The organism is Streptomyces griseoflavus, from assembly GCF_014649995.1.
In the GTDB taxonomy this organism is placed as follows: Bacteria; Actinomycetota; Actinomycetes; order Streptomycetales; family Streptomycetaceae; genus Streptomyces; species Streptomyces griseoflavus.
This window is the reverse complement of record NZ_BMUC01000007.1, coordinates 25,828-51,573: the sequence shown is the minus strand read 5'-3', so window position 1 is coordinate 51,573 and position 25,746 is coordinate 25,828. Positions and strand designations below refer to the sequence as shown.

16 protein-coding genes are annotated in these 25,746 nt (G+C 74.2%); 3 read left to right on the top strand and 13 right to left on the bottom strand.

Translation table 11 applies throughout. The features are described 5' to 3' along the window. Window positions 1–21 precede the first annotated feature (21 nt). The 6 genes from IE172_RS16245 to eccD form a co-directional block, all read right to left on the bottom strand. Window positions 22–3,531 carry an AAWKG family protein gene (locus tag IE172_RS16245; RefSeq protein ID WP_190097960.1) on the bottom strand — a complete coding sequence of 1,170 codons (3,510 nt, stop codon included), beginning with the start codon at window positions 3,529–3,531 and terminating at the stop codon, window positions 22–24. Between the two features lie 12 nt (window positions 3,532–3,543). After that, a complete protein-coding gene (locus tag IE172_RS16240) occupies window positions 3,544–3,990 on the bottom strand; it encodes a type VII secretion system-associated protein (protein ID WP_190097959.1) in 447 nt (148 codons plus the stop codon). 28 nt (window positions 3,991–4,018) lie between these two features. Continuing rightward, on the bottom strand, window positions 4,019–4,339 hold the full coding sequence (locus IE172_RS16235) for a WXG100 family type VII secretion target (protein WP_189559631.1): 321 nt from the start codon (window positions 4,337–4,339) through the stop codon (window positions 4,019–4,021). A gap of 72 nt (window positions 4,340–4,411) precedes the next feature. Next, window positions 4,412–4,762: a hypothetical protein gene (locus IE172_RS16230; protein ID WP_159535891.1), complete on the bottom strand. Its 351-nt coding sequence runs from the start codon at window positions 4,760–4,762 to the stop codon at window positions 4,412–4,414. 360 nt (window positions 4,763–5,122) lie between these two features. Then, a complete protein-coding gene (gene eccB, locus IE172_RS16225) occupies window positions 5,123–6,595 on the bottom strand; it encodes a type VII secretion protein EccB (protein WP_190097958.1) in 1,473 nt (490 codons plus the stop codon). Window positions 6,596–6,612: 17 nt separating this feature from the next. Next, window positions 6,613–8,010, bottom strand: a complete 1,398-nt coding sequence (eccD, locus tag IE172_RS16220; RefSeq protein ID WP_190097957.1) for a type VII secretion integral membrane protein EccD — start codon at window positions 8,008–8,010, stop codon at window positions 6,613–6,615. Between the two features lie 299 nt (window positions 8,011–8,309). Here eccD and eccCa point away from each other — a divergent pair, with 299 nt between their 5' ends. Beyond that, window positions 8,310–12,284: a type VII secretion protein EccCa gene (gene eccCa, locus IE172_RS16215; protein ID WP_190098174.1), complete on the top strand. Its 3,975-nt coding sequence runs from the start codon at window positions 8,310–8,312 to the stop codon at window positions 12,282–12,284. Between the two features lie 251 nt (window positions 12,285–12,535). Here the strand turns inward: eccCa and IE172_RS16210 are convergent, their stop codons facing one another. Further along, window positions 12,536–13,738, bottom strand: a complete 1,203-nt coding sequence (locus tag IE172_RS16210) for a S8 family serine peptidase (protein WP_229886119.1) — start codon at window positions 13,736–13,738, stop codon at window positions 12,536–12,538. Between the two features lie 74 nt (window positions 13,739–13,812). On the opposite strand from IE172_RS16210, the gene IE172_RS16205 reads away from it, so the two are divergent. Further along, complete coding sequence (locus IE172_RS16205) at window positions 13,813–17,145, top strand: right-handed parallel beta-helix repeat-containing protein (RefSeq protein ID WP_190097956.1); 3,333 nt, start codon at window positions 13,813–13,815, stop codon at window positions 17,143–17,145. A gap of 54 nt (window positions 17,146–17,199) precedes the next feature. Here IE172_RS16205 and IE172_RS16200 read toward each other — a convergent pair whose 3' ends face one another. From IE172_RS16200 to IE172_RS16185, 4 genes are all read right to left on the bottom strand, one after another. Beyond that, window positions 17,200–18,462, bottom strand: coding sequence for a hypothetical protein (locus tag IE172_RS16200; protein ID WP_190097955.1), 1,263 nt, complete (start codon window positions 18,460–18,462; stop codon window positions 17,200–17,202). Window positions 18,463–18,529: 67 nt separating this feature from the next. Beyond that, entirely contained in the window at window positions 18,530–22,159 is a 3,630-nt protein-coding gene (locus IE172_RS16195) for a hypothetical protein (RefSeq protein WP_190097954.1), read from the bottom strand. Next, entirely contained in the window at window positions 22,156–22,830 is a 675-nt protein-coding gene (locus IE172_RS16190) for a type VII secretion system-associated protein (RefSeq protein WP_190097953.1), read from the bottom strand. The genes IE172_RS16195 and IE172_RS16190 overlap by 4 nt, the downstream gene beginning before the upstream one ends. Beyond that, the gene (locus tag IE172_RS16185) at window positions 22,827–23,876 is read right to left on the bottom strand and encodes a sugar-binding transcriptional regulator (RefSeq protein WP_190097952.1); all 1,050 of its coding nucleotides are present in this window, start codon (window positions 23,874–23,876) and stop codon (window positions 22,827–22,829) included. The genes IE172_RS16190 and IE172_RS16185 overlap by 4 nt, the downstream gene beginning before the upstream one ends. Window positions 23,877–24,110: 234 nt before the next feature. On the opposite strand from IE172_RS16185, the gene IE172_RS16180 reads away from it, so the two are divergent. Continuing rightward, complete coding sequence (locus IE172_RS16180) at window positions 24,111–24,668, top strand: glycoside hydrolase family 25 protein (RefSeq protein WP_190097951.1); 558 nt, start codon at window positions 24,111–24,113, stop codon at window positions 24,666–24,668. A gap of 22 nt (window positions 24,669–24,690) precedes the next feature. Here the strand turns inward: IE172_RS16180 and IE172_RS16175 are convergent, their stop codons facing one another. Continuing rightward, window positions 24,691–25,380: an NADPH-dependent F420 reductase gene (locus tag IE172_RS16175; protein WP_368858550.1), complete on the bottom strand. Its 690-nt coding sequence runs from the start codon at window positions 25,378–25,380 to the stop codon at window positions 24,691–24,693. Window positions 25,381–25,455: 75 nt separating this feature from the next. Continuing rightward, complete coding sequence (locus IE172_RS16170; RefSeq protein WP_190097949.1) at window positions 25,456–25,668, bottom strand: EF-hand domain-containing protein; 213 nt, start codon at window positions 25,666–25,668, stop codon at window positions 25,456–25,458. Between the last annotated feature and the right edge of the window lie 78 nt (window positions 25,669–25,746).

The window sequence follows — 25,746 nt, the reverse complement described above, 5'->3', positions numbered from 1 at the left end:
CTCATTCCGGTCCCCTCTCCCTCAGCGCCCCAGGGCCTGCGGCGCGCCGCCCTCGTCGGTGCCCCAGACGTCCTCGTCCTCGGCCAGCCATGTGGTCCGTTCCCTGTCCCCGCTCTCCGTCTGCGGCCTGTCCCCCGCCCCGCCCATGCCTCCCATGGGCGGCATGAAGGGCGTGCTGCTGCTGGTCTGCGTGGACCTGGGGACGACGCGGTGCTCCTCGTCGTCGACGGTCTGCGGGGTGACCGTCCGGCCGGAGCGGCCGGCCCCGGGTTCGATGACGGTCCGGGTGCGCTCGCCGGAGGTGCCGCCGGCCTCGCCGCCCGCGCCGCGCATCATCGGCGGGTACATCCCCGGCGAGCCCGCTCCCGTGCCGGCGCCGCCGGCGGAGGCCCCCGCCAGGGCGTCGCCGCCCTGGGGACGCCCGAGCGCCGAGGCGAGGTCGTCCTGGTTGTACAGGTTGTCGTCGAACACGGAGGAGTACGCGGAGCCCGCGGAGCCGGTCGGGCCGCCCGGGCCGAGTGCGGAGAGGTCGGGGGGTTCGGGGAGGTCGGCGATGCGCTGCCGGATCAGCTCGTCGATGTCCTTCCCGCCGGCGCCGATCCGGTCGTACTCGGCCTGGATGTCGCCCATGCGCCGGTCGTAGTCGGCCTTGGCGTCCTTGCGCGCCTGCTCGGCCTCCGTGCGCGCCTCGTCCCGGTCCGCCTGGGCGTCGGCCTTCGCCCGGTCGTACTCCCGCCTGGCCTCGGCCTCGGCGGCGTCCGCCCGCTCGACGGCCTGCCGTTCGGCGGCGTCGATCTCCGCGATCCGCCGGTCGTACCGTTCGCGGGCCTCTTTCTCGCCGGTGCCGTCGGCGATCTCGCGCTCGTACTCCCGGCGGGCCTCGGCCCGTTCCTGCTCGGCGTCCTGGCGCGCCCGGTCCCGCTGTTCCTGGGCCTCTGCCTTCTCCTGCTCGTACTCCTGGCGCGCGGCCGCCTCCTGGCGGTCGGCGTCGTGGAGGGCGGCGTCCCGCTCGGCGCGGGCCTCGGCCTTCTGCTGCTCGTAGTCGGCCTGTGCGTCGGCTTTGGCGTTCTGGGCGTCCAGCCGGGCCTGCTGCTGTTCGCGCAGTGCCTCGCGGCGGGCCTCCTCCTGCTGGGCCTCCGCCCTGGACCGCGCGTCGGCCTGGTCCTGCCGGGCGGCTTCCCGCTCGGCACCGGCCTCCGCCCTGGCCGCTTCCTGCGCGGCCTTCGCCTCGGCCCTGGCGGCTTCCTGCTCCTGCTTCGCCTCGGCCTTGGCGGCCTCCTGCTCGGCCTTGGCGGCCGCCTTCTCCTTCGCCGCCTCTTCCTTCGCGGCCTCCTGCTCGGCCCTGGCCTCCGCCTTCTCCCTCTCGGCCGCCGCCTTGGCGGCCTCCTGCTCGCGCCTGGCCTCCTCCTTCGCGGCCTCCTGCTCGGCCTTGGCGTCGGCCTTCTCCTTCGCCGCCTCTTCCTTGGCGGCCTCCTGCTCGGCCTTGGCCTCGGCGCGGTCGGCTTCCGCCTGGGCCGTGGCCCGTTCCCGCTCCTTCTTCGCCTCGTCCTGCGCCTTCTGGTTCTGCGCGAGGACGAACGCCTGCTGCTGGGACGCCGCCTGCTTCGCCTCGGCCTTCTCCTTGTCCTGCTCGGCCTTGGCGTCGGCCTTCTCCTTCTCCGCCGCCTCCTTGGCGGCGGCCTGTTCCGCCTTGGCCTCCGCCTTCGCGGCATCCTGTTCGGCCTTGGCGTCGGCCTTCTCCTTCGCCGCCTCTTCCTTGGCGGCGGCCTGTTCGGCCTTGGCGTCGGCCTTCTCCTTCTCCGCCTGCGCCTTCGCCTCGGCCTTCTCCTTCTCGGCCTCCGCCTTCTCCTTGTCCCGCTCGGCCTTGGCCTCGGCCTTCTCCTTCTCCGCCTGCGCCTTCGCCTCGGCCTTCTCCTTCTCGGCCTCCGCCTTCTCCTTGTCCCGCTCGGCCTTGGCCTCGGCCTTCTCCTTCTCCGCCTGCGCCTTGGCCTCGGCCTTCTCCTTCTCCGCCGCCGCCTTCGCCTCGGCCTTCTCCTTCTCGGCCTCCGCCTTCTCCTTGTCCCGCTCGGCCTTGGCCTCGGCCTTCTCCTTCTCGGCCTCCGCCTTCTCCTTGTCCCGCTCGGCCTTGGCCTCCGCCTTCTCCTTCTCGGCCTGCGCCTTGGCCTCGGCCTTCTCCTTCTCCGCCTGCGCCTTGGCCGCCGCGGCTTCGGCCTCGGCCTTCTTCTTCTCGGCGTCGGACTCCACCTTGGCGGAGATCTCGGAGAGGGGACGCTTGTCCCTGTCGGTGATGCTGGTGTCGAAGGCCTTCTCGGCTTCCTTGAACGCCTTGTTGATGGCCACGATGGCCTCGGCGCCCTTCGTGCTGAGCCAGTCCTGCACGGACTGCTCCCACCGGCGCACCGCCTCGTCGGCGATCGCCTTCCACGTGGTCATGTCGCTCGGCTTGCCGTACGGCTTCCCCCCGACGACGATCTCGTTGCGGAAGCCGGCGGTCGACACCACGTAGTTGTGCCAGGTGGTGTACGGCCCGGAGCCACTGGACACCGTGTCGAAGTCCGTCTTGTCGAACTGGTTGTCGATGAGGTTGAACCGGGCGTCCTGCAGCATGTCGTAGAGCCAGCGCTGCGGGTTGCTCTCGGCCCTCCACGCCACCCAGGCGTCACGCAGGTTCTGCGCCTGTTCGAGGACGACGCCCTGGGCCGCGGCCAGCGCCCGGGCCGGCTCGGACCTCACCGTCACCGTGTCGATGGTGACCGCGGAGCCCTCGGTGCCCTTGCCGTCGAGCTGGTCGGCGTACCCCTCGTAGTTCCTGGCCAGTTTGTGGATGAGCTCCTTGAAGACGGCGGCCGACGTGCCGTCCCAGGAGTCGCTGCCCTCTCCGATGTTCTCGGTGTCCCACTTGCCGATGGTGACCGCGCTGTCCTCGAAGAACTTGACGACCCGGTCGAACGCCTGGGCCGTCTTCGTGAAGGTCAGCAGGTCGACGTAGGTGCCGTCGCCCACGGTGATGCCGCGGTTGTCGAATCCGTGGGTGGAGTAGGGCCACATCGTCAGCTGGTCGAGGGCGGCCTTGGAGCCGTAGACGTACTGGACCAGGGCGCTGGTGTCCCAGTCGAGCTTCTCGCCCTCGCTGTTGGAGCCGCCCTTGTCCATCAGGACCTTGCTCGTCTTCTCGAACTTCGCGATCACGTCCTCCCCGCTCGGGGGCGCGGCCGCGGGCGTGGCGAGGAAGGTGATGTACACGCGGTACCGGTAGAGGTAGCTGCCCTCGGAGACGTCCGTGCCGTTTCCGGCGGGCTGGTAGTACGGAATCGTGTAGTTGGTGTTGTGGGTGCCCCAACCGCCCGAGGACAGAAAGCCCGACGAATAGCCCGGACCGCCCTCGTCCTCCACCCGGACGTGGATCATCGGGATGTCGTCGTTGCCCTTGAGGGTGTCGAACAACGTCTTCCGCTCCGGCAGAACGTAGCCGGTGAGCAGGTCGACCGCTTTCTTCCAGTAGTCGTCGTTGTTGTCCTCGGGGTTGGCCATCGCCGAACTCCGCTACTCTTCCTTTTCGCCGCCACCCGGATTGTCGAGATCACTGTCGACATCCTCGAAGATGTCCATGAACTCGTCCGCGGTGATGTTCTCGAGATTCTTGCCCTGGGCCTTGGCCAGCTCGTCGATCGTGTCCCACAGGGCCTGTTCGAGGTCCTCGAAGAGAACCGTCTGGTCCTCCAGGATCCGCTCGACCTCGCCCGCGCCCTCCCGGATGACCTTGTTCAGGGCGCCCCCGCCGACCACGCTGTTCTCGTCCGCCATCGGACCGATGACGAGCGGCTTGGCGGACAGGATCGTGGTGGTCGAGATGCTCTCCGCGATGAACGAGATCGCCGGTCCGGCGGTCGGACTGTCCTTGAGGATGTTCTCCAGGCTCGTACGGAAGCCGTCGATGTGGTGGTTGATGAAGTTCTTCAGGAACGTGCTGTCGAGGACCGTGACGGCCATGCGTTCACCCTTACGTCACCGGCCGGCGTCAGCGGCTGCCGATCCTGATGTCGCCCCACCGCTGCGACAGGTTCTGCTCCGTGTAGCGGTAGTTGCCGGAGATCTCGGTGAGCAGACCGGAGTGGTTGGCGAGCAGCGTCTTGATGTTCTCGACAGCGTTGTCCCATTTCGCCTGGACCTCGCTGTAGACGTCCCTGTCGTCACCGATCCAGCTGTTGCGGAGTTCGGCCAGTTCCATTTCCAGGTTGGCCAGAATACTCATGATCGCCTGGGACTGGCCGACCATGTCGTCCGCCGCGCCTTCGGCGTGGTTGTAGTCGACGTAGATGTAGCCGTCGGAGAAGTCCATCGGAGTCCTCGATCCATCGGGAGAACGGCGAGAGGGGGAAGGGGAGTCGGCGGCCCGCGGGTGCGCCGGGGATCAGTTCGACGACGTGTTGGTGCCGTTGAGCTCGTCGAACACCTGCGTGGAGCGCGAGTACTCCGCGTCGATCGCGTCGCTGGTGGATCCCTGCACCAGCCCGTGCTCCCGGAGCGTGCCGTTGAGCTCGTCGACCATCCGGTCCAGGTTGATCAGGATGGTGTCGACGTGCTCGTCCCACTGCTCCAGCAGCTTCTTGTACTTTCCGCCGTCCACGCCCCCGTAATTCGAGGCGAGCGTGTGCGACGTGGACTGGACGTCCTGCTGACAGCGCTGAACACCGGTGAAGGCCTGTTCCAGCGCCATGATCCCATTTCGGGTGGCGCGTTCCTCGGACTGCTGCATGGCCATGTGGAAACTCCTTATCGGTGGAACTCACCGGGCTGCGGCCCCCATGTCACCCCGTGGGCAGACAGGGTGTTCCCGCGTTCGCGACCGACTCGCGGGGCCATGGGACGGCCAGATGCTATGCAGGCCTCAACTTGTTTGGCAATTGCCCACCGAACGGCGAGAATCCATTACCGCGGGCTCAGTTGAGCAATGTCCTCGCATTCACGCCGCTCAGGTGAGCGGAATGGTGAATACGGCCGGACAGAACGGACGCCGGCGACGCCACGGTGACGTCGCCGCATTCCCGGATTGACGTGAGGTGACCACGGGGATGCCAAGAATTTCCCTGGGGGTCGCCGGCCGGTCACCCCGCGACAGCCGCTACGGCCCCGGGCACCGCAGCGTCACCCGGGCCCGTCCCTCCGCCGCCGCCTCGGGCGTCAGGTCCGGGCCGCTGGGCAGCATCGCCAGCATCGGGGCCGGCATCGTGCGCGCCCCGGCGGCCTCGTAGCCCAGCGCCTTCACCGCCTCCTGGGACAGCAGCCGGTACTTCACCCCCTCGTCCGTCACCAGGTACGTGGTGTCGCCCAGGGCGCTGCCGCTCGCGCTCGACGCCCGCACCAGCGCGCCCTTCCCGGCCCGCACGGCGATGGCGTCGACCTTCAGGCAGCCCGGTTCGGTCTCGGGCGCCGGCGGCTGCACGGCCGGGGGCAGTGCGTCCCCGGGCAGCACCGACGTGCCCACCCGCACACCGGAGTCCGTGGAGTCGACCTCGGCGCAGGCCACAAAGCCGGCGGCCACGGTGGCCGCCTCCGGCGGCCGCGCGGGGAGCCCCGCCGCACCCGGGTTCTCCGTGCCGGGGGCCAGGCGCCCGGCCAGGGTGTCCGCGCCGAGCGTCCCGACGGTCGCCGGGCCCCCGCCGTACGCCTTCTCCCGCGTGCGCGGGTCGCCCAGCAGGAGCGCCGTCCCGGTGTCGGTGAGCGGTACCAGGCCCTCCCGGGTGAGCAGGTGGTGGCGGGCGTCGGAGCCGGGGACGTCCACCCGGAAGAGCTGCCCGATCCTGGTGGCCCGCCCGGCCAGTTCGGGGCCCTTCTCGCCCCGGCCCGGCACGTCGGCGGGGGCCAGGTCGGGGCCCAGCGGGAAGGCGTCGAGGAACGCCGCGGACACCGGCCGGGGGGTGACGTCGCCGTAGCCGAGCGCCCCGGCCGCCTTCGCCCGCTCGTCCAGGCGCAGCCGGCTGCCCTGCCACAGCAGGTACGTGGCGTCGTCCGGGCCCGCGACCAGCAGGCCCTCGTCCCCGCCGAGCCGACGGCCGCCGGTCACGTCCTGCGGGGCGTCGGTGCCGAGGGCGAGGGTCGTGGTCGCCGTGACGACGCCCGTCGTCCTGGGAAGGATCCCGGAGCAGACCAGCCACGGCGCGTGGTCCAGGTCGCCGGTGCCGGGCAGCGCCTCGGGCGCGTCCGGGATGCCGACGGGGGTGCCGTGCGGGGTGCCGGCGAGGGAGGCCGTGCCCACCGTGGTGACGCCGATGTCCCCGCCGTTGACCAGCCGGGCCGAGGCGTGGTTGCGCACCGGGCGCAGCCGCCCGTCCAGGTACAGGTAGCGCGCGCCGGTCTGCTTGTCGACGACCAGGTTCTCCCCCGACCGCCAGGAGTCGTTGCCGCCGGGCCGGAGCAGCCCGAAGACGAACGCCCCGGCGCACACCAGCACGGCCACGATCACGCCGATCGCGGCGCCGCGGTTGGTCCGGCCCAGCGGGCTCTCCGGGGAGTCCGGCTCGGCCCGCAGCATCGCCGAGGCCAGCCGTCCCATGATGAACAGATGCGCCTGTACCTGGTCGCGTTTGCTGTGCATGTCGCCGTGTCTCCCGGTCAGCCGTTGATGCCGCGGATCAGGCCGTAGACGCCCATCGACCAGAGCGTCAGCGGCAGGATGCTGATGGCGGCGAGCGAGTGCAGCAGTTCGGCCGCGCGCCCCCAGTACGGGACGAGCCGCCGTCCGGGCACGGTCCACGAGGCGATGGTGAGCGCCGCGGCCAGCCCCAGGAGACCGGCCGTCAGGGCGAGCCGGTCGGCGGGGGCGAGGGAGCGCGCGGAGACGAGCAGCAGCAGGACCACGCCCCACGCCCCGGCGGCGGTCAGCGCCAGCCGCTGCCACACGTTGCCCAGGCCCCTGCTGTGCAGCAGCAGGAGCAGGGAGAGGGCGACGACGGTGAGGATCTCCGCGAGTCCCGGGCGGGCCAGCAAAGCCGCCTGGCAGGGCAGGCACACCAGGCCGATGACGCCGTAGAGGGCGGTCATCCAGCCGTCCGCCAGCGCCGACCGCGCGTCGACGTCGGAGGAGGAGTACGGGTCGATGCCCTCCTGGAGCTGCTGGACGTTGGTCGGCAGGGGCGGCATCCGCATGCCGGCCAGCCGGAACGACAGGGACGGCACGAACCCGCCGAAGAGCACCACCACGACGGCCACCACGCCGGCCGCCTGCCCCGGGTCCAGGCCCAGCGTGATCAGGGCGGCACCGAGGGCGCCCGCCGCCGCGACCGAGGCCGCGCCGATGAACAGCGCCGGGTACACCCCGACGGCCGCCAGCGCGAGCACCGCGCCCGCGCCGCCGGCCGCGGACGCCGCCAGCAGCCGGGCGCCGAGGACCGCCTCGCCGCCGGCGCCGCCCAGGTCGCCGCCCGGCAGCAGCCAGCCCGCCAGCGCGAAGTAGGGGGCCGCCGTCAGGCCGAGCACCGAGCCCGCTCCGGCGTCCCCGACGGCGCGGGAGGCGGCGCCCGCCCCGGCGATCAGCAGCAGCCCCGCGGCCGCGGCGGCGACCGCCCGTACCCAGCCCGCCGTGCCCGGAACGGCCAGCAGCACGAGGCCCAGCACAAGGGTGGCCCCGGCCAGTCCGCGCAGCAGCCGCCGGCCCGCCTCAGCGCTCCAGCCGTGCGGTCTGCGGGCCATGCCGTCGGAGATGCCGTCGACCAGGTCGTCGATGTGGACCTCCGGCAACTCCTCGGTGCGCGGCCGAAGATGAAGCTCCTCTCCGTCCCGCAGACCGAGGGAGTCCAAGGTACTCTCGGGGTCGAGCGGCGGACCGCCGAGGCGTTGGAGCACCCAACCGCCGTGCTCCAGGCCGGATTCCTCCAGGTCGTCCCCTCCGTACGCGATCACTGTGGGCAGCAGATCGGCGACGGGGACGTCGGAGGGCACGGCCAGGTCGACGGTCCTGGCCGGAGCACGTACGGTGACGCGGCACAGGCTTGCCGCCTGAATCTCAGTCATGGGTTCGGGATTCACACTCTCTGGCGGGCCACGGAATGCGCGGTGGCTGGAAGGTGGCAGCGGCACACCGGCCGGTCGCCGAACGCGACGGAATAGTCGGACGGGGCATGCGCCGACGAGTTTGACCGGACGCCGGGCTTTTCGCAACACCACGCGATGAGTTCAGCTTCACGGCACCCCGTGGACATTCTCCCGCCGCCCTCGCGCGGGAATCTGACCCTTTACCAGTGACCCGCGCCGTTCCCGCGGGGTTTCCCCGGAATTCCTTCCGAAATCATGGAGGAGGACGTTCGTTGAGCGTGATCCTGTTCCGCCGGCCGGCCCGCCGCAAAGGGCCGGAAATGCCGTCGGGGGAACTGAGTCTCCAGGAGCCGCCGACGCTTCCGGAAGTCGTCCCGGACAGTTCCGCGGTGTGGACGTATCTGCCGATGGCGCTGATGTCGGTCTCGATGATGCTGATGTTCATGCGGCCGGGGATGAGCCGGGACAGCGGCGGGTTCATCTACATCGCGCTCGGGGTGATGGTGATCGCGTCGGCGGGGATGATGCTGGGGCAGGTCATGCGCCGCAACGGTGAGCGCAAGCAGCGCCTGAAGGGCGAGCGCCGCGACTACCTGCGCTACCTGCGCCAGACCCGGCGTGTGGTGCGGGCGTCCGTCGTGGAGCAGCAGCGGGCCCTCGCCTGGCGCCACCCGGATCCGGACGCGCTGTCCTCGCTGGTGCGCAGCACCCGACTGTGGGAGCGGCGGGCGTCGGACGAGGACTTCGCCGAGGTGCGCATGGGGGTGGGCGACCAGCGGCTCGCGATGAGGCTGACGCCGCTGTCGACCAAGCCCGTCGAGGATCTGGAGCCGCTGTCGGCGCACGCGCTGCGCAGTTTCACCCGGGCCTACTCCACCGTCCGGGACCAGCCCATCGCCATCTATCTGCGGGCCTGGTCGAAGGTGCTGTTCCGCGGCGACGAGGAGCGCGTACGCGCCCAGGCGCGCGCCCTGATCGCACAGCTGGCGGTGTTCCACTCCCCCGACGACCTGTGGATCGCGCTGTGCGTCTCGGACGAGCGGCGCGCGCAGTGGGAGTGGGCGAAGTGGCTGCCGCACGGTCTGCACCGGCACGAGGAGGACGGCGCCGGGCCCGCCCGCATGATCGCCTCGGCCTTCGCCGAGCTGGAGAACCTGCTCGGCGCGGAGTTCCTGGAGCGGCCGGCCGCCGACCCCGACGCGGTCCCGGGGCGTGAGGAGCCGTACACGGTCGTCGTGATCGACGGCTGCACGGTGCCGGCGGGGCACCGCTTCGACGGGACCGGCTTCCGCAACGCGGTGGTGCTCGACCTCACCGGGGCGCTCGCGTGGAAGCCGGGGCGGACCACGCTGCGCCTGGAGGTGGACGAGGGCGGGGTCGCGCTGGTGCGCACCGACCGCGACCGCAAGGAGCAGTCGACGGTCCTCGGCCGGCCCGACCGGCTGGGCACGGTGGGCGCGCTGGCGCTCGCCCGGCTGCTGGCGCCCTACCGGATGAGTGTGGGCGGCGACGACTCCAAGCCGCTCGCCGACGACGTCGAGCTGACCTCGCTGCTGAACATCCCCGACCTGCACCGGCACGACCCGGCCACGCTGTGGGAGCGCTCCAGGGGCGGCGCGCGGCTGCGGGTGCCGATCGCCGTGAGCGGCGAGGGCAGGCCCGTGGAACTGGACATCAAGGAGTCCGCGCAGGGCGGTACGGGACCGCACGGCATGCTGATCGGCGCGACCGGCTCCGGCAAGAGCGAGCTGCTGCGCACGCTGGTGCTGGGGCTGGCGCTGACCAACTCCTCCGAGACGCTGAACTTCGTCCTCGTCGACTTCAAGGGCGGCGCCACCTTCCTGGGTCTCGACGAGCTCCCGCACACCTCGGCGGTCATCACCAACCTGGCCGACGAGGTGGCGCTGGTCGCCCGGATGCAGGACGCCCTGCACGGGGAGCTGATCCGGCGCCAGGAACTGCTGCGCGCCGCCGGGAACTACACCTCCGCGCTGGAGTACGAGAAGGCGCGGCAGTCCGGGACGCCGTTGCAGCCGCTGCCCAGCCTGTTCGTGGTGGTCGACGAGTTCAGCGAACTGCTCGCCTCGCACCGCGACTTCATGGAGCTGTTCGTGATGATCGGCCGGCTCGGGCGCAGTCTCGGGGTGCATCTGCTGCTGGCCTCGCAGCGGCTGGACGAGGGCCGCATGCACCAGCTGGAGAGCCACCTGTCGTACCGGATCGGTCTGCGGACGTTCTCCGCGATGGAGAGCCGGGGTGTGCTCGGGGTGCCGGACGCCTACGAGCTGCCCGCGCAGCCCGGTGCCGGTTTCCTCAAGAGCGGTGTGGACGCGCTCACCCGGTTCCGGGCCGCCTACGTCTCGGGGCCGTACCGGCGGCGCCGGGCCGTCGCACAGGCGCAGGTGGCGCGGCAGGTGGTGCCGTGGACGGCCGAGTGGGTGGTGCCGCGCGCGCCCGCGGACCCGGATCCGGCGGGCGAGCCCGACGAGCCGGAGGGCGAGGGGGACGGCGGCGGGGAGACGCTGCTGTCGGTGGCGCTGGACCGGCTGCGCGGGGCGGGACCGCCCGCGCACCAGGTGTGGCTGCCGCCGCTGGGACGGCCGGCCACCCTGGACCAGATCCTGCCGCCGCTGGCACCCGATCCGCGCCACGGCCTGACCACGGCCGACTGGCCGCTGCGGGGGCGGCTCACCGTGCCGGTGGGCGTCGTGGACCGGCCCTTCGACCAGCTGCGCGACCTGCTGACCGTGGACCTGTCGGCGGCCGGCGGCCACGTGGCCATCGCCGGGGGCCCGCAGAGCGGCAAGAGCACGCTGCTGCGGACCCTCATCACCGCGCTCGCGCTCACCCACACCCCGCGCGAAGTGCAGTTCTACTGCCTGGACTTCGGCGGCGGCACGCTGGCCTCGCTGGACGGGCTGCCCCACATGAGCGGCGTCGCGGCCCGCGTGGACACCGAGCGGGTGGGCCGTACGATCGCGGAGGTCACCACGCTGCTCGCCCGGCGGGAGCGGTTCTTCCTGGAGCACGGCATCGACTCCATGGCGACGTACCGCAAGCGGCGGGCGGCGGGCGAGTTCCCCGACGAGCCGCACGGGGACGTCTTCCTGGCCATCGACGGCTGGGCCACCGTCCGCCAGGACTTCGACCGGCACATCCCCACGTTCAACGCGCTGGCCGCCCGCGGGCTCAACTACGGCGTCCACCTGATCGTCACCACCGCCCGCTGGGTGGAGCTGTCGTCCTCGGTGCGCGACCAGACCGGGACCCGGCTGGAGCTGCGCATGGGGGATCCGATGGACTCCCAGATCGACTCCCGGAAGGCGGCGACGATCCCGCGCAGCGCGGGGCGGGGGCTGACCCCGGACAAGCTGCACTACCTGTCGGCACTGCCGCGCGTCGACGGAGTCGAGGACGCCGACGACCTCGCCGACGGGGTGGCGGGGCTGGTCGCCGCGATCGCCGAGAACTGGACGGGGCCGACCGCGCCGCGGGTGCGGATGCTGCCGTCGACGCTGCCGGCCGGGGAGCTGCCGGAGGCGGAGGGCGAGCTCGGACTGCGGATCGCGATCGGGCTGGACGAGAACGAACTCGCCCCCGTGTGGCACGACTTCACCGAAAACCCGCACCTGATCGTGGTCGGCGACACGGAGAGCGGCAAGACGAACCTGCTGAAGCTGGTCGCGCGCGGCATCACCGAGCGGTACACGCCCGCCGAGGCGCGGATCATGACGGTGGACTACCGGCGGGAGCTGGTGGAGAGCGTTCCCGAGGCGTACCGGCTGGGACACGCCGTGTCGCTGGACATGCTGCGGGACCTGGTGGACGGGGCGGCGCGGGCGGTCAAGCAGCGGGTGCCGGGGGAGGACATCGCTCCGTCACGGATGCGGCTGTGCGACTGGTGGCAGGGACCGCGGCTGTTCGTCCTGGTCGACGACTACGACATGGTCGGCGGCGGGCCGATGACGCAGCCGTTCGCCCCGCTCCTCGACCACCTGGCGCTGGGGCACGAGGTGGGGCTGCACCTCGTGGTGGCGCGGTCGTCGGCGGGCGCCGGGCGGGGGCTCAACGAGGCGCTGCTGCGGCGGTTGCAGGAGGTGAACACGCCGGGGCTGCTGCTGTCGTGTCCGCCGAGCGAGGGGTACCTCTTCGGGAGCGTGAAGGGCCGGGAGCTGATTCCGGGGCGGGCGGTGCGGATCGCCCGGCGCAAGACCCTGCAGGTGCAGACGGGGCTCGTGGAGAACGCGTCGTGAGGCGTCCGGGCGGGGCGGGCCGGGGTGTGCGGGGTGCGCCCCGCAGGGGCCGGCCGGGGGCGGGGGGCACCGTCCGGCGTCCCCGGGGTGCCGTCGCGCCCGCCCGCCCCCACTCCCGGCTCCGCTCCGGCGGGGGCACCCCCGTCGCCCCGGCGGCACGACTGCCCGCGGGGGCGGAGGGGGTAGCGGGCGCGGGGCCGGCCGACGGAGCGGGGGTGCGGCCGCCGGCCGTGGGCGTGGAGGGGGTGTTTCTACAGGGCCGTAGGGGGGCGCCAGTTGCGGGTGCGGCCCCGGGGGACGACCGCGGCGAGGGCCGCGAGGAGGAGCACCGCGCCCAGGCCGGCCGCCGCGATCGTCAGGGCGCGGTGGCGGGGGGCGGGGTCGGCGGGGGGCGGCATCCGGGCGGGGGCGGGGGCCTGCGCCCGGGGCCTCGTGTCGTCCCGGATCAGCGACAGGGCCGCGTACGGGTCCAGGCGGGGGGTGTCCGACGGGTAGGCGGTGCCGAGGAGCCGGCGGGTGACCTCGGCCGCCGTGAGTCCGGGATGGTAGGCGCGGACGAGCGCGGCGGTCCCCGCGACGCCCGCGGCGGCCAGCGAGGCACCGGAGCCGATGTAGTGGCCGGCGCCGCCGGGGCCGACGCTGACCATCTCGCTGCCCGGCGCGGACAGGTCGGGCGCGTGGGCGGGCGGCGCGCCGTCCTGCCGTACGCCACCGGGGCCGAAGTCGACCACGGCGAGCACGCCGGGCGCGGCGGCCGGCCAGTACGGGCCGGCCGGCATCGCACCCCCGGGCCCGAGGTCCTCGCGGGGCACGGCGTCCGGCGCGGCCGGGGCGACGACCAGCGCGTCGCGCCGGGCTGCGTGGGCGACGGCCGCGGTGAGTTCGGCCCTGCCGGTACGCAGGGCCTGGCCGACGTAGATGACCTGCGCCCCGCGGTCCGCCGCCGTGCGGATGCCGGCGGCCACGCGCGCCACGGAGGGCACCCCGCGGTCGTCGGTGCCCGGCAGGGCGAGGATCTCCGCGCGCGGGGCGGCCCCCGTGATGCCGCTGCCCTTCTCCGGTGCGGCGGCGATCAGGCCGGCGGCGAACGTGCCGTGCCCCACGCAGTCCTCGTCCGCCCCGCCCTCGGCCCGCACCCTGCCGGACAGGCTGGGGACGCCGGAGGCGACACCGGTGTCGACCACCGCGACGGTCACCCCGTCGCCTCGGGAGATCCGCTGGGCCCGGGAGAGTCCGAGCGCCGTCTGCGACCAGGCCGCCCCGGTGGCCGTCCGCTCCGAGGCCCCGGTGCACGGCTTGTCCTCGCCGAGCCGGACCGGCAGCGGCGGCAGCAGCGTGGCGCCCGGCCCGTCGGCGGCCCGCGGGGCGGCGAGGGCCGGCCCCGAGGTGACCGACAGGAGCACGGCGACCGCCGGCACGAGCCCCGCACTCCGGCGTCTCATCACATTCCACATGAACCGCATGATAAGCACACGAAATGTACGGCGCACCAACGCCAACGGCACGGCAGCACAAGGAGGTTCGAGGCGTGGCACGTCACATCATCACGGTCGGTCCGGAACGGTCGGACGGCTTCCGGACGATCGGTGAGGCACTGGAGCAGGCCCGCACCGGGGCCGTGATCCGGGTCCGTCCCGGCCGCTACGCCGAGAACCTCGTCATCCGTCACCGGGTGACGATCGTCGGCGAGGGCGAGCCCGGCACCGTCGAGCTCTGCCCGCGGGACGGCACCGCCGTGACCCTCATGGCGGACGCGGTGATGCTCGGCTCGCTGACGCTGCGGGGCCGCGACAAGGAGGCCGCGGTCGTGGACGTACCGGCCGGCCAGGCCGCCCTCGACGGCTGCACCGTGACGGGCTCCGGATGGACGGCGCTGCTGGTGCGCGGCAAGGGCTCGCTGGCCGCCCGCGGCTGCCGCGTCAGCAACCCGGGCGGCGCCGGACTCGTCGACTCCTCGGAGTCCGAGAGCGTCGTCGAGGACTGCGTGTTCGAGAACTTCGGCACCTCGGCCGTGGTCATCGGGGAGACCGCCGGCCCCCTGGTCCGCGACTGCCGCATCCGGGGCGCGCGGGCCAACGGCGTCCTGGCGAACGGCGAGGCCCGGGGCACCGTGCAGGGCTGCGACATCTCCGGCACCGACAAACCCGCCATCGCCCTGGAGGGCCACAGCTCCACCCGCGTGGTCGGGTGCAGCGTCCACCACACCTCCGTGGGCCTGCTGGTCACCAGCATGTCCCGCCCGGAGATCGACGAGACGTCGTTCGAGTCCATCGCGCAGAGCGGCGTGGTCGTCTCCGCCGGAGCCGACCCGCACCTGCGCGGATGCGTCACACGGCGCACCAAGAAGAGCGGACTGCTCGTCCTGGACCGCTCGCGCGGAACGCTGGAGGGCTGCTCGTTCCACGGCTCGGCCGAGGCCGCCGTCCGGGTCGTGGAGGGCAGCGCCCCGCTGCTGCGGGACACCGTGGTGAGCGACTGCGCCGACCCGGCCGGGGCGGTACAGCTCTGGGACGACTCCACGGCCGAGTTCGAACGCCTGGAGGTGCTGGACGCGGCGGGCGTCGGCATCTCGGTGCGCTCCGCCGCCGACCCGCTGCTGCGCCACGCCCGGGTCGTCGGCGCCGGCGGTCACGGCATCGAGTTCACCGACGACGGGCGCGGCCGCCTGGAACACTGCGCGATCGAGTCCGCCGGCGGCTGCGCGCTGAGCATCGACGACGACGCCGCCCCCGAGATCAGCGACACCGTGCTGAGTTCGGCCGCCCGCTCGGGCCTCCTCGTCGGCGAACGCGGCCGGGGCACCCTGCGGGACTGCGAGATCGGCGACAGCGCGGACGCCGGGATCGGGGTGCGGGACGGCGCGGAGATCACCCTGACACGGGTCCGGGTGCACGGGTCGAGGGCCCACGGCGTCCAGGTGTCACGAGGCGGCAGGGCCGTCCTCGACGCCTGCGAGATCTCCGGCAGCACGGGCGACGGCGTACGGGTCGACAGTGCCGAGCCGGTCGGCCTCACCCGGTGCGTGGTGCGCGACAACCGCGGCGCGGGACTGCGCCAGAGCCGTGCGGGCGAACGGCTCACGGTCGAGCTGCTGACCAGCGCGGACAACGGCCTGCCGGACAGCTGGGGCGACGCGGCCGCACCGGCCGGCGAGGACGGCGCCCCGGGCGGGCCGGGCGCGGAGCCGGAGCCGCGGGGCCCGCTGGCCGAACTGGAGGCGCTCGTCGGCCTGGAGAACGTGAAGCACCAGGTGAGCACGCTGGTCAATCTGAACCAGCTCGCGGAACGCCGGCGCCGGCTCGGCATGCCGGTCCCGTCGATGAGCCGGCACCTGATCTTCGCGGGGCCGCCCGGCACCGGCAAGACCACGGTCGCCCGCCTCTACGGCAGCATCCTCGCCGACCTGGGCGTGCTCAGGAGCGGGCACCTGGTCGAGGTCGCCCGCGCCGATCTCGTCGCCCAGGTCATCGGCGGGACGGCCATCAAGACCACCGAGGCGTTCACCAGCGCGCTGGGCGGGGTGCTGTTCATCGACGAGGCCTACACCCTCACCGTCGAGGGGACGTCCAACGACTTCGGCCGCGAGGCCGTCGACACCCTGCTGAAGCTGATGGAGGACCACCGCGACGACGTGGTCGTGGTGGCGGCCGGCTACTCGGGGGAGATGGAGTCGTTCCTGACCGCCAACCCCGGCCTCTCCTCCCGGTTCACCCGCACGATCGAGTTCGGCAACTACACGGTGGAGGAGCTGGTGACGATCACCGAGAGCCTCTGCCACCGGCACCAGTTCGAGCTCGGGCCGCTGACCCGGGAAGCCCTCGCCGTGCGCTTCGAGCAGATGACGCGCGACGCGACCTTCGGCAACGGGCGTGCGGCCCGGGGCGTGTTCGAGGACATGGTGGACCGGCAGGCGTTCCGGCTCGCGGCCATGACCGACCCGGCCGAGCACGACCTGACGCTGCTGCTGCCGCAGGACGTCGGCGACGCGGAGGCGGCGGCCGTGGGCGGCGGAACGGCCCAGGACGCCGACGACGCGTCCGACCCGATGGCCGAACTCACCGCCATGGTCGGGCTCGCCGCCGTCAAACGGGAGGTCGCCGACCTGGTCAGTCTGCTCACCAACGCCCGGCAGCGGATCGCGGCGGGGCTGCCCGCCCCCCGCATCAGCAACCACCTGGTCTTCAGCGGTCCGCCCGGCACCGGCAAGACGACCGTCGCCCGCCTCTACGCGCGGCTCCTGCACTCGCTGGGGGTGCTCCCCCGTGACTCCCTGGTGGAGGTGGCGCGGGCGGACCTGGTGGGCCAGTACGTCGGCCACACCGCCCAGCGCACCAAGGACGTCTTCACCAGCGCGCTGGGCGGGGTGCTGTTCATCGACGAGGCCTACACCCTCACGCCCGAGGGCTCGTCCAACGACTTCGGCCGCGAGGCCGTCGACACCCTGCTGAAGCTCATGGAGGACCACCGCGACGAGATCGTGGTCGTCGTCGCCGGATACACCCGGGAGATGGAGCGCTTCCTCGCCTCCAACCCCGGACTGACGTCCCGCTTCTCCAAGTTCGTGACGTTCGAGGACTACAGCACGGACGAGCTGGTCACCATCGTGTCCCGGCACGCCGAGGCCTCCGGGTACGAGTGCGCCGAGGCCACCGTCGAGGCGCTGCGCGCCCACGTGGACGGCATCCCCCGCGACCGCTCGTTCGGCAACGCGCGGCTCGCCCGGCAGTTGCTGGAGACGATGATGACGAGCCAGGCCCGCCGGCTGGGCGGGCTGCGGTCTCCCAGCCTCGCCGACCTGACGACCCTGCTGCCGGAGGACCTGCCCGAAGGGCAGGTGGTGGGGCAGCGGCCGGCCCGGTGAGGACGGACGCCCGCCGGCCGGTGCCGGCGGGCGTCCGCCGCGCTGTCGCGCCCGTCAGAGGTTGAACTTGACGCTCTCCAGCCACACGTCCGGGTTCAGCGACCCGCCGAACCGCCACCCCTGGGACGACTCGCACAGGTAGGCGCCCCAGTCGTGCCCGCCGAGCTTGTGGTGGTGGCAGACGTTGCCGTCGTCGACGCCGATGGCGTAGCCGCTGAGGTTCGGGGCGTTCGGGGAGTCGCTGCCCAGCGTCAGGTCCGTCCCGTCGGCCGCGCCCGACCACGGGGTCGTCCACCCGTCCTTCTGGACGTACTCGTTGGCGGACACCCTCTTGGCGCCGACCACCGCGATGTTGATGGCCGTGATCGGCAGCCCCTTGCCCGACATGGCCCCGTCGCACCGCGGGTTCGTCCAGCCGGCCCCCTTCCTGTGCACCCGGTAGCAGATGTGCCGGCCGGGGTTCGACGCGGCCAGCCGCTGGACGGCGTAGGCGGCGGTGTTCGGCGGGAGCACGGGAGCCTCGCGCTTCTCGACCCGGGGCTCGGCCTTCTCCGTCTTCTTCTCCTTCGCCCCGGGCGACTCGCCGGCCGGTGCCGTCGAACTCACCGCCGGGGGCGCCTTCTCCACGACCTTCTTCGGCTCGGCGGACGGCTTCCTCGTCGACGGCTCCGGCGTGGGCTCCGCCGGGGCGTAGTCGCCCTTCGGCACCTCCAGGGGGTCCTCCTCGAGCAGGGTGTCGGCCCCGGCGGCGACCGCCACGTCGTCCTTCTTCTGCCGCGAGTCGTCGGTGGCCCAGATCAGCAGCGGTACGGAGAGGAGGACGACGCCCGCGATGCCGGCCGCGGCGAGCAGCGGCTTCTTCGGCTTCCCCGACGGGGGCCCGTCCGCTCCCGCAGCGGCAGCGGCGGCGGCGGTCGGGGTGGCGTCCGCTCCTCCGGCGGCGCCGGCCGCGCCGACTCCCGCGGCCCGCGCCGCCCCACGGGTCCCGCCGTCCGGTTCCGCCCGGGCGGCGGCGTCCGGTTCACCGGCGCTGTCGGGGGTGGCGGACTTTTCGGCCGCTTCCCCGTCCGTACCGTCCGAGGCGGCGGACGGTACGGCAGCGGCCGCGCTCCCGGCGGTGCCGGGGGCCGGCCGTGCCGGCTCCGGTGCTTCGGCATCGCGCCCGTCCGGCTCCGGTGCGGCCGCACGCCGGGCGGCCGGTGCCGGCATCGGGCCGGGGTCGGCGGCGGCCGACCCGAGGGAGACGGCCCTGCGGACGGACGGACCGCCCGTGGCGTCGGGCCCGTCGGGAGTGGGCGGCTTCTTCTGGCTCGGCATCGTTCTCCTCGGTCTGTCGGTGTGGACTGTGGGGTGACAGGTGGTCGTGCGGTACGGGCCGCGCCGGCTATCCGTCCTGGCCCACGGGCCCGGAACAGCGCTGCGGCCACCGCGGGCCGTCGCCCGTGGGGAAGCCCTTGGCGAGCGCCTCCTCCAGGTGCGCGAGCGCCTTGAGGTCGAGCCCGCTCAGCTCCCGCGACCCGTCCATGTAGGCGGTCGCGTTGCCGGGGAGCTCGCGCAGCAGCACGACGGGCGGGCCCGCCGGCGGGGTCCGTACCCCCAGCACCCGGAATCCGGTCCCCGGCACGAAGACGATCTCCTCGTACGCGTCCGGGGAGCCGCCGGGCCGGTCGAGGAGCCCCCGTACCTTGCGTCCGGTCACTGACCAGACCGCATAGCGCACGGGAGCCCCGGCGGGGAGCGCCGTGGAACCGGCCAGGGCGCTGACCGGGGCGGGGTCCTGCAGCAGCGTGCCGACCGCCGGTGCGGGCCCGTCGGTGTCCCCGCCGCGCAGTGCGACCCCCCGGTAGGAGGGCAGCCGGCGCAGCGCGGACGCCAGACAGCCCGCGTAGGGCAGCAGGCGCCCCTCGCCGGTGTGCAGGTCGCGGATCAACTCGCGGTGGTGCAGCGGCCCTTCCTCGGCGGTGAGGTAGGCGTGCGCGGCGACGAGGTCGGTGCGGGCCGCCTCCAGTTCGTGGCCGCGCAGGGCGGGCATCCGGGTGAGCACCCGCGACACGGCGGCGGCGTGCCCTTCCCAGGCGCCGGCGGCGGCGTCCCGGAACGCGGCACGTTCGGCGGCGCCGCTGACGTGCCCGGGTGCGAAGGGCAGGGCGGCGGTACGGGACACGCCCGCCGCGTCACCGTGCCCTCGCGCCCCCGCACCACCAGCGTCCGCCCCCGCGGCACGCCCACCGACGACACCGCCGGCTCCGGAGCGCGCCGCGTCGGAAGCGCCGGCCCGGGGTCCCGCGGCCCCCGCACCCACCTCACCGGCGGCACCCTCGGCTCCGGAGCGCGCCGCGTCAGAAGCGCCGGTCCGCGACCCCACGGGGCCCGGCGCCACCCCGACGTCCGGCACCCCATCGGCCCCGGAAACCCCCGGTTCACTCCCGGCGCCGGCGCCGCCCATCGGCGACGCGACAGCCACGATCCCTTCGGCCGCCGGCCCTTCCGGGCGGGGCTCCGAAAGCCCGACCGGCCCGAGCGCCCCCCGCTCAGTCTCCCCGGAGCCGGCATCCTCCCCACCCGCCACGTCTTCGGAGCGCGCCGCAGCCTGCTCACTCCCGGCACCGGCACCGCCCACCGGCGACGCGACGGCCGCAGTCCCCTCGACCGACCGCCCCTCCGGACCGGACTCCGAAAGCCCTGCGGGTGCGAGGGCTTCGGGCTCCGCCGCCCCTGGGACCGCGCCCTCGCGCGATACCCCGACCGCTCCCTCAGGGGCGGCGGACTCCCCGTCCGCCGTGGCTTCGCCGGCCCGTGTGGGCTCCGGCGACAGGGCCGGCACGGGTGCGCCGGTGCCGGTGGCCGGTCGGCGGGGAGCCTCCGCGGCCGCCCGGGGCCGCGGGGACGCCCCGGCAGCCGCGGACGCGCCGGCGGGCCCCCTCGCGGGCGACGGCACGCCGGGCTCACCGGCCCGCGCGGCAGCGGCGCCCGCGCCGGGCCTCCTGCCCAGGGCCCCGGACGACGTGGGCCGGCCGGGCTCGGCGGCCTGCGACCCGCCGGGCGCCTCACCGGACCGGCGCACCACCCCGGCACCGGATGCGGCAGCCTCGGCGGAAACGCCCTCGACCGCTCCGGGAGCGACGCCACCGGGCGGCGCCGTCCGGCCGGTCTCGGCACTCCCCGGACCGAGCGGCGCCGTCCGCCCGTGCTCCGCGCCCGGCGGGCCACCGACACCCTGACCGCTCCCGCCCCCGCCCGCACCGGGCGGCGCGCCGCGACCGGGCTCCGCGGGTGCCGGCCCGCCGACGCCCGCGCCCAGCACCGGCCGGACCCCTGCGGACGACGAAGACCGGCCGGACTCCGCGGCCGGCGGGCCACCGACACCCTGACCGCTCCCGCCCCCGCCCGCACCGGGCGGCGCGCCGCGACCGGGCTCCGCGGGTGCCGGCCCGCCGACGCCCGCGCCCAGCACCGGCCGGACCACCGCGGACGACGAAGACCGGCCGGACTCCGCAGCCGGCGGGGTGCCGGCGGGCGACGGCAGCCGGCCGGGTCCCGCCGCCGTCGCCGGGAGCGGGGGCCGGGCGGAGGTGACGTAGCGGATGGCGGGGATGCCGTGGTCGGCGGCCAGGCGGCGCAGGGCGCCGTCGCCCGCCAGGAGCCGGCCGCGGACCAGCAGGGTGGTGCGGGAGCGGACGCCGGTGCCGAGGCCGCGCAGGAGCCGGGACAGCGCGGGCAGCAGGGAGTCGTCCAACGGCTGCCCCGGCATGCCCAGTTCGACGGCGCACACCTCGGGGTCGACGGCCGGTCCGACCGGTCCGGGGCGGGGACCGTCCGGGGCCCACAGGGCGAGGCCGGCCCGGGTCACCGTCGCCTGCCAGCGGTCGGTGAGCCGTACCGTCCCCGGTTCGCCGCCGCCGAGTATCCAGTCGGGCGGGTGGATCCCGGCCGGCCGGGGCACGGGAGCCCGCCCCGCGGAGTCCACCGGCCCGCAGACCACGGACGACACGAACGGCCGCCAGGTCGGCCGGCCGTCCCGTCCGACCAGCGTGGCCCTGGGGGGTGTCCCGGGCGGTGCGTGGTCGTCGAGCAGCGGCAGGCCGGTGAGCACCTCCACCTCGCTGCCGAGCAGGTCGGCGACCTGCTGCCCGAGCCGCAGCAGATCGCGCCGCCCGCCGGGCGCGAGCCGGGACCGGGCGCGCTCGGCCTCCGGCAGCCCCGCGAGTACGGCCGCCACCTCGTCGGCGGCGACGTCCTCCGCCTGCGGGGCCCCCACCAGGACCGTGAGACGTTCGGCGTCGACGGGCACGGAGAAGCTCAGGTCGTCGGGGCCGGGTCCGGGGGCCCCGGCCGGGCGGATGCGCACGCCTGCCGGGACCCGGTCCACGACACAGCCGCCGTCCGTGCGTTCGGGCACCCCGTCCAGCGCCTCCTCCCAGACGGGCGCCGGGGCGCGCCGCCCCAGCCTCCTCGGTCGCGCACCGGGCGCGAAGCGCCACCAGCCGCACCCGGGACGGGCGTCGCCGTGGACGAAGAGCGTGCCCCCGGGGGTGATCAGGACGGCCCCGTCGGGAGCCGTCACCTCCAGTTCCCAGGCGTCGGCGATCCGGCGGGCGACGCAGGGCCGGTCCGGACGGTCGTCGCCGGCGCCGGACATGACGAGCCGGATCCGGTCGGTGCCCCGCGCGCGGAGGGAGTCGAGGAGCGCGCCCAGCCGTGCCCAGTGGTCGGCGCCGGACGCTCCGTCCCGGGCGGCGGAGCCCACGATCACCGTGACGACGTCCGCCTCCGCGCCGACGGCGCCGGCCACTTCCGCCACCACGTCCAGGGGGAAGGAGTCGTCCTCGACCGCGCGCACCAGCAGGACGCCGTCGACGTCCTCGACGGGCGGCCCGCCGGGGCCGCGGTTCACCTCGCCGCGGGCGCCGCCCGCCGGGCCCGCCGCGCCGGCCGGGTCCGCCGGGCCGCGGCGGCCCGTGCCGGAGCGGGACCCGCGTCCCCGGCCCGGCAGCACGGACGTCCAGCGGCTCACGCGTCCGTCCCCCGGACCGGGTGGACGGCCCCGGTCAGCAGCCGCGCCCCGGCGCGGCCGGTGTCCACGGCGGCGGCGGCAGCGGCCGGGGACCGCTCCCCCGCGTCCTCCCGGACCGCGTCGCGCACGGCGCCGGGGTCCAGCAGCATGCTCACCGTGGCGGAGGGGTTCAGGTACAGCGCGTGCCCCTCGGGGACACGGGCCAGCAGGTCGTCCACGCGGACCAGTTCGAAGGCGTAGCGCCCGGTGGTGTGCAGGAACACCGACGAGGTGAACACCGGCACCACCGGCGTCCCGTCCGAGGCGGCCGCGCTCAGCGGGCCGCCGTCGGGTGCCGTCAGCACGGCCACCTCCCGCCCCGCCAGTGCCGCCGGCACCGCCTCGCCGGGCCCGTATCCGGTCGAGGCGAGCTGGACGGCGCGGTCCACCTCGTCCTCCGGTTCGGGCCAGCCGAGCGCGCGCGGTGACGGCCGGTAGGCGGGGTTGTCCTCCCACTCGACGATCTCGCCGTCGGGTCCGGACCGCCACCGTCCGGTCGTCGCCCAGTCCGGGGGTTTCCCGGCTCCCGACCACATCGGGTCGACCACTCCCAGCCAGTGGTCGGGGGCGAGGCGTCCCGCCTCACGGATGTCGTCCGGAACGGGCGGAAGCGGCTCGTCCTGCCGGTTCATCGGTGTCCTCGTTCGGTGCGTGGGGACGCCGGTGCCGCTGTCGGCGTGGTGTCGCCCGGGTCGTCGTGCCGGAGGAGGCGGCGCGCGGTCGTGGCGTCCGTGACGACCGCGGTGAGCAGTCCGGAGCGCAGGGCGGCACGGACCGCTCCGGTGCCGGGTCCGGCGTCCGTGACGCCGATCCGCTCCGGGACGTTGCGGAGCCGGTCGGCGCCGACGGCGATCGTGCGGGCGTCGAGGGTGGTGGGCAGCACCCGGCCGGCGGCGTCCAGGACCCGGCCGGCCACCGCGGCGCGGGCACCCGCCGCGCGGAGCGCCTCCCGTTCCCGCTCGGTGAGGGCGGCGTAGATCGGGGAGCCCGGCGCGTCCCACGCGCAGACACCGACGACGGCCTTGGTGAGCAGGCCGAAGCGGTCCAGCGTCTCGGCGGTGCCGGGCTGGCTGCGCAGGACGGCGGCGGTCGCCGCGTCGGGCAGCAGGAAGGGGGTGTGCAGCGGGAACGCCCTGCCGCCGCCCGCCTCGGCCGTGCGGCGGACCGCGGCGATCGCGCTGTCGTGGGCGAGGTCCCGTCCGTGGACCCCGGTCAGCTGGACCACGTCGCAGGGCGGCAGCCGGGTGACCGCCTCGCTCAGCGCGTCCGCCGCGAGGCTGCCGTCCAGGCCGATGACGTCGCCCTCCTCGGCGATGTCCGAGAGCAGCCGGGCCGCCGCCGTACCGAGCCAGCGGCCGCCCCGCCCCCCGTCCGCCGCGGTCGTGCCGCCCTCGCTGCGGGCCAGGTCGACGACGATGCCGTGCCGGAGTCCGAACCTCTCGGCGAGCGCCCTGCCGAGCGGTACGTCGATCTCGGCCGGGACGGTGATGTCGATGCGCACGATGTCGTGGGCGACGGCCGCGTCGAGGAGACGGGCCACCTTGAAGCGGCTGATGCCGAACTCCTCGGCTATCTCCACCTTCGACCGGTTCTCCAGGTAGAAGCGCCGGGCGACCGCGGCGGTGAGGAGCGTGTCGATCGGCGCGGGTAACGCCACCAGCTCGGCCGGTTCGGCCATGTCGTCTCTCCGCGCTCTCTCACGTTCAGCAACTACCGCCATTTCTCTGGCTAGTTCATCTGTACGAAGTGAGCGGAGCATGACGGGCAGGCGACGCGGGAGTGACACAAGGGGTCTCAGGGGCCGCAGGGCCGCCCGGGGAGGAACTTTCCGGCCGCCGGACGGGTCGCGGCCGCCGGGGCGGGGAATGCTCCATCCGACTCCCCTCCCCCCACCAGCACCTCAGGGAGCTCCATGCTGCGCGGCATCGACGTGAGTGCGTACCAGTCGTCCTCCTACGACACCGACGGCCTGTCCTTCGTCTTCGTCAAGGCGACGGAGGGCCGTTCGTACACCAACCCCAGGCTCGCGGACCAGACGAAGCGGGCCCGGGACGCCGGACTGGTCGTCGGCTTCTACCACTTCCTGTGGCCGGGGAACCTCACCGCCCAGGCCGAGTACTTCGTGGGCAAGGTCCCGCAGGAGCGGGGCGACATCCTCGCGGTCGACTGGGAGACGACGGGCGGGGGGACGCGGGCCGGTGCCTCCGAGAAGGACCGCTTCATCCGCGAGGTGAAGGAGCTGCGGCCGGACCACCGCGTCGTCCTGTACTGCAACCGGGATTTCTGGCTCAACGCCGACACGACGTCGTACGCCGGTGACGGACTCTGGATCGCCGACTACGTCACCGCCGGAAAGCCGCGCATCGAGGCCGCGTGGCGTTTCCACCAGTACACCGACGACCCGCTGGACAAGAACGTCGCGGACTTCCCCAGCAGGTCGTCACTCGCCGAGTGGGCGCGGAACGCCTAGGCGGCCCCCGGGCGACGCCCGGTCAGCCCCGGAACTCCGGCTTGCGCTCGGGGGACGCCTCCGCCAGCGCCCTGGTGACCGCTTCGGTGCCGCCGCGCAGGCCGTAGACCGGGGTGTCGGGCTGCTGGCGCCAGGAGTCGTCGATGCCGCCCGCGTCCACCGTGTCGAAGCCGAGCTCGTCGATCAGCGCCCGGACCTTCCGCTTGGCGGCCTCGTCGTCACCGGCGACGGGGAGCGCCATCCGGTCGGGGTCGCCGGCGGGACGGTGGCGGTCCAGGATGTCCTGGGCGTAGGTGCCGTTGAAGGCCTTGATCACGGGGTGTCCGATGGCGCGTTCGGTCCAGCGGCTCTCGGTGAGGCCCTCGTCCTCGATGCCCGCGATCCGGCCGTCGCGCCGGCGCGGGTAGTAGTTGCCGGTGTCGATGACGGCCACGCCCTCCGCGGCCCCGTCGAACAGGCCGGACGGCAGGTCCGGGACGGCCTTGAGGGGAACGGTGACGACGACGATCTCCGCGCCGCGCGCCGCTTCCGCGGCCCGCACCGGGGTCGCGCCCGTCTCCTCGGCCAGTTCCTTCAGCGTCTCGGGGCCGCGGGAATTGGCGACGGAGACGTCGTGGCCGAGGGCCGTGAGCCGCCGCGTGAGGTTCCCGCCGATGTTGCCCGCGCCGATGATGCCGATCTTCATGTCCGCTCGCCTCGCCCTTCCGGGGATCGATGTCCGCTTCGGTTCCCTGCGGGAACCCGCATGATCGGCACCAACCACCCGGACGGGCGGGCTATTCCGGACCTACTTGCTCAAGTGCGCCCAGAACTCGTCGAAGGACAGGACCTTGTCGCCGTCCAGGTCGCGGGACTTGATCAGGGCCTCCGCGACCGCCTCGGTGACGTTCCAGTCCCCGCCCTGGGCCAGAGCGGTCTTGAACTCGGCGGCGGTGATGAATCCGTCCCCGTCCGTGTCGATCCGATCGAACTGCTTGCGCGCTTCCTCGATGTCCGCCACCGGTCCGCCCCTCGTCTCGTGCTGTGTCTCGTACGGTGTCGTCGTGCTGACGCGGGTCAGATTATCCGGCGCCCCTGA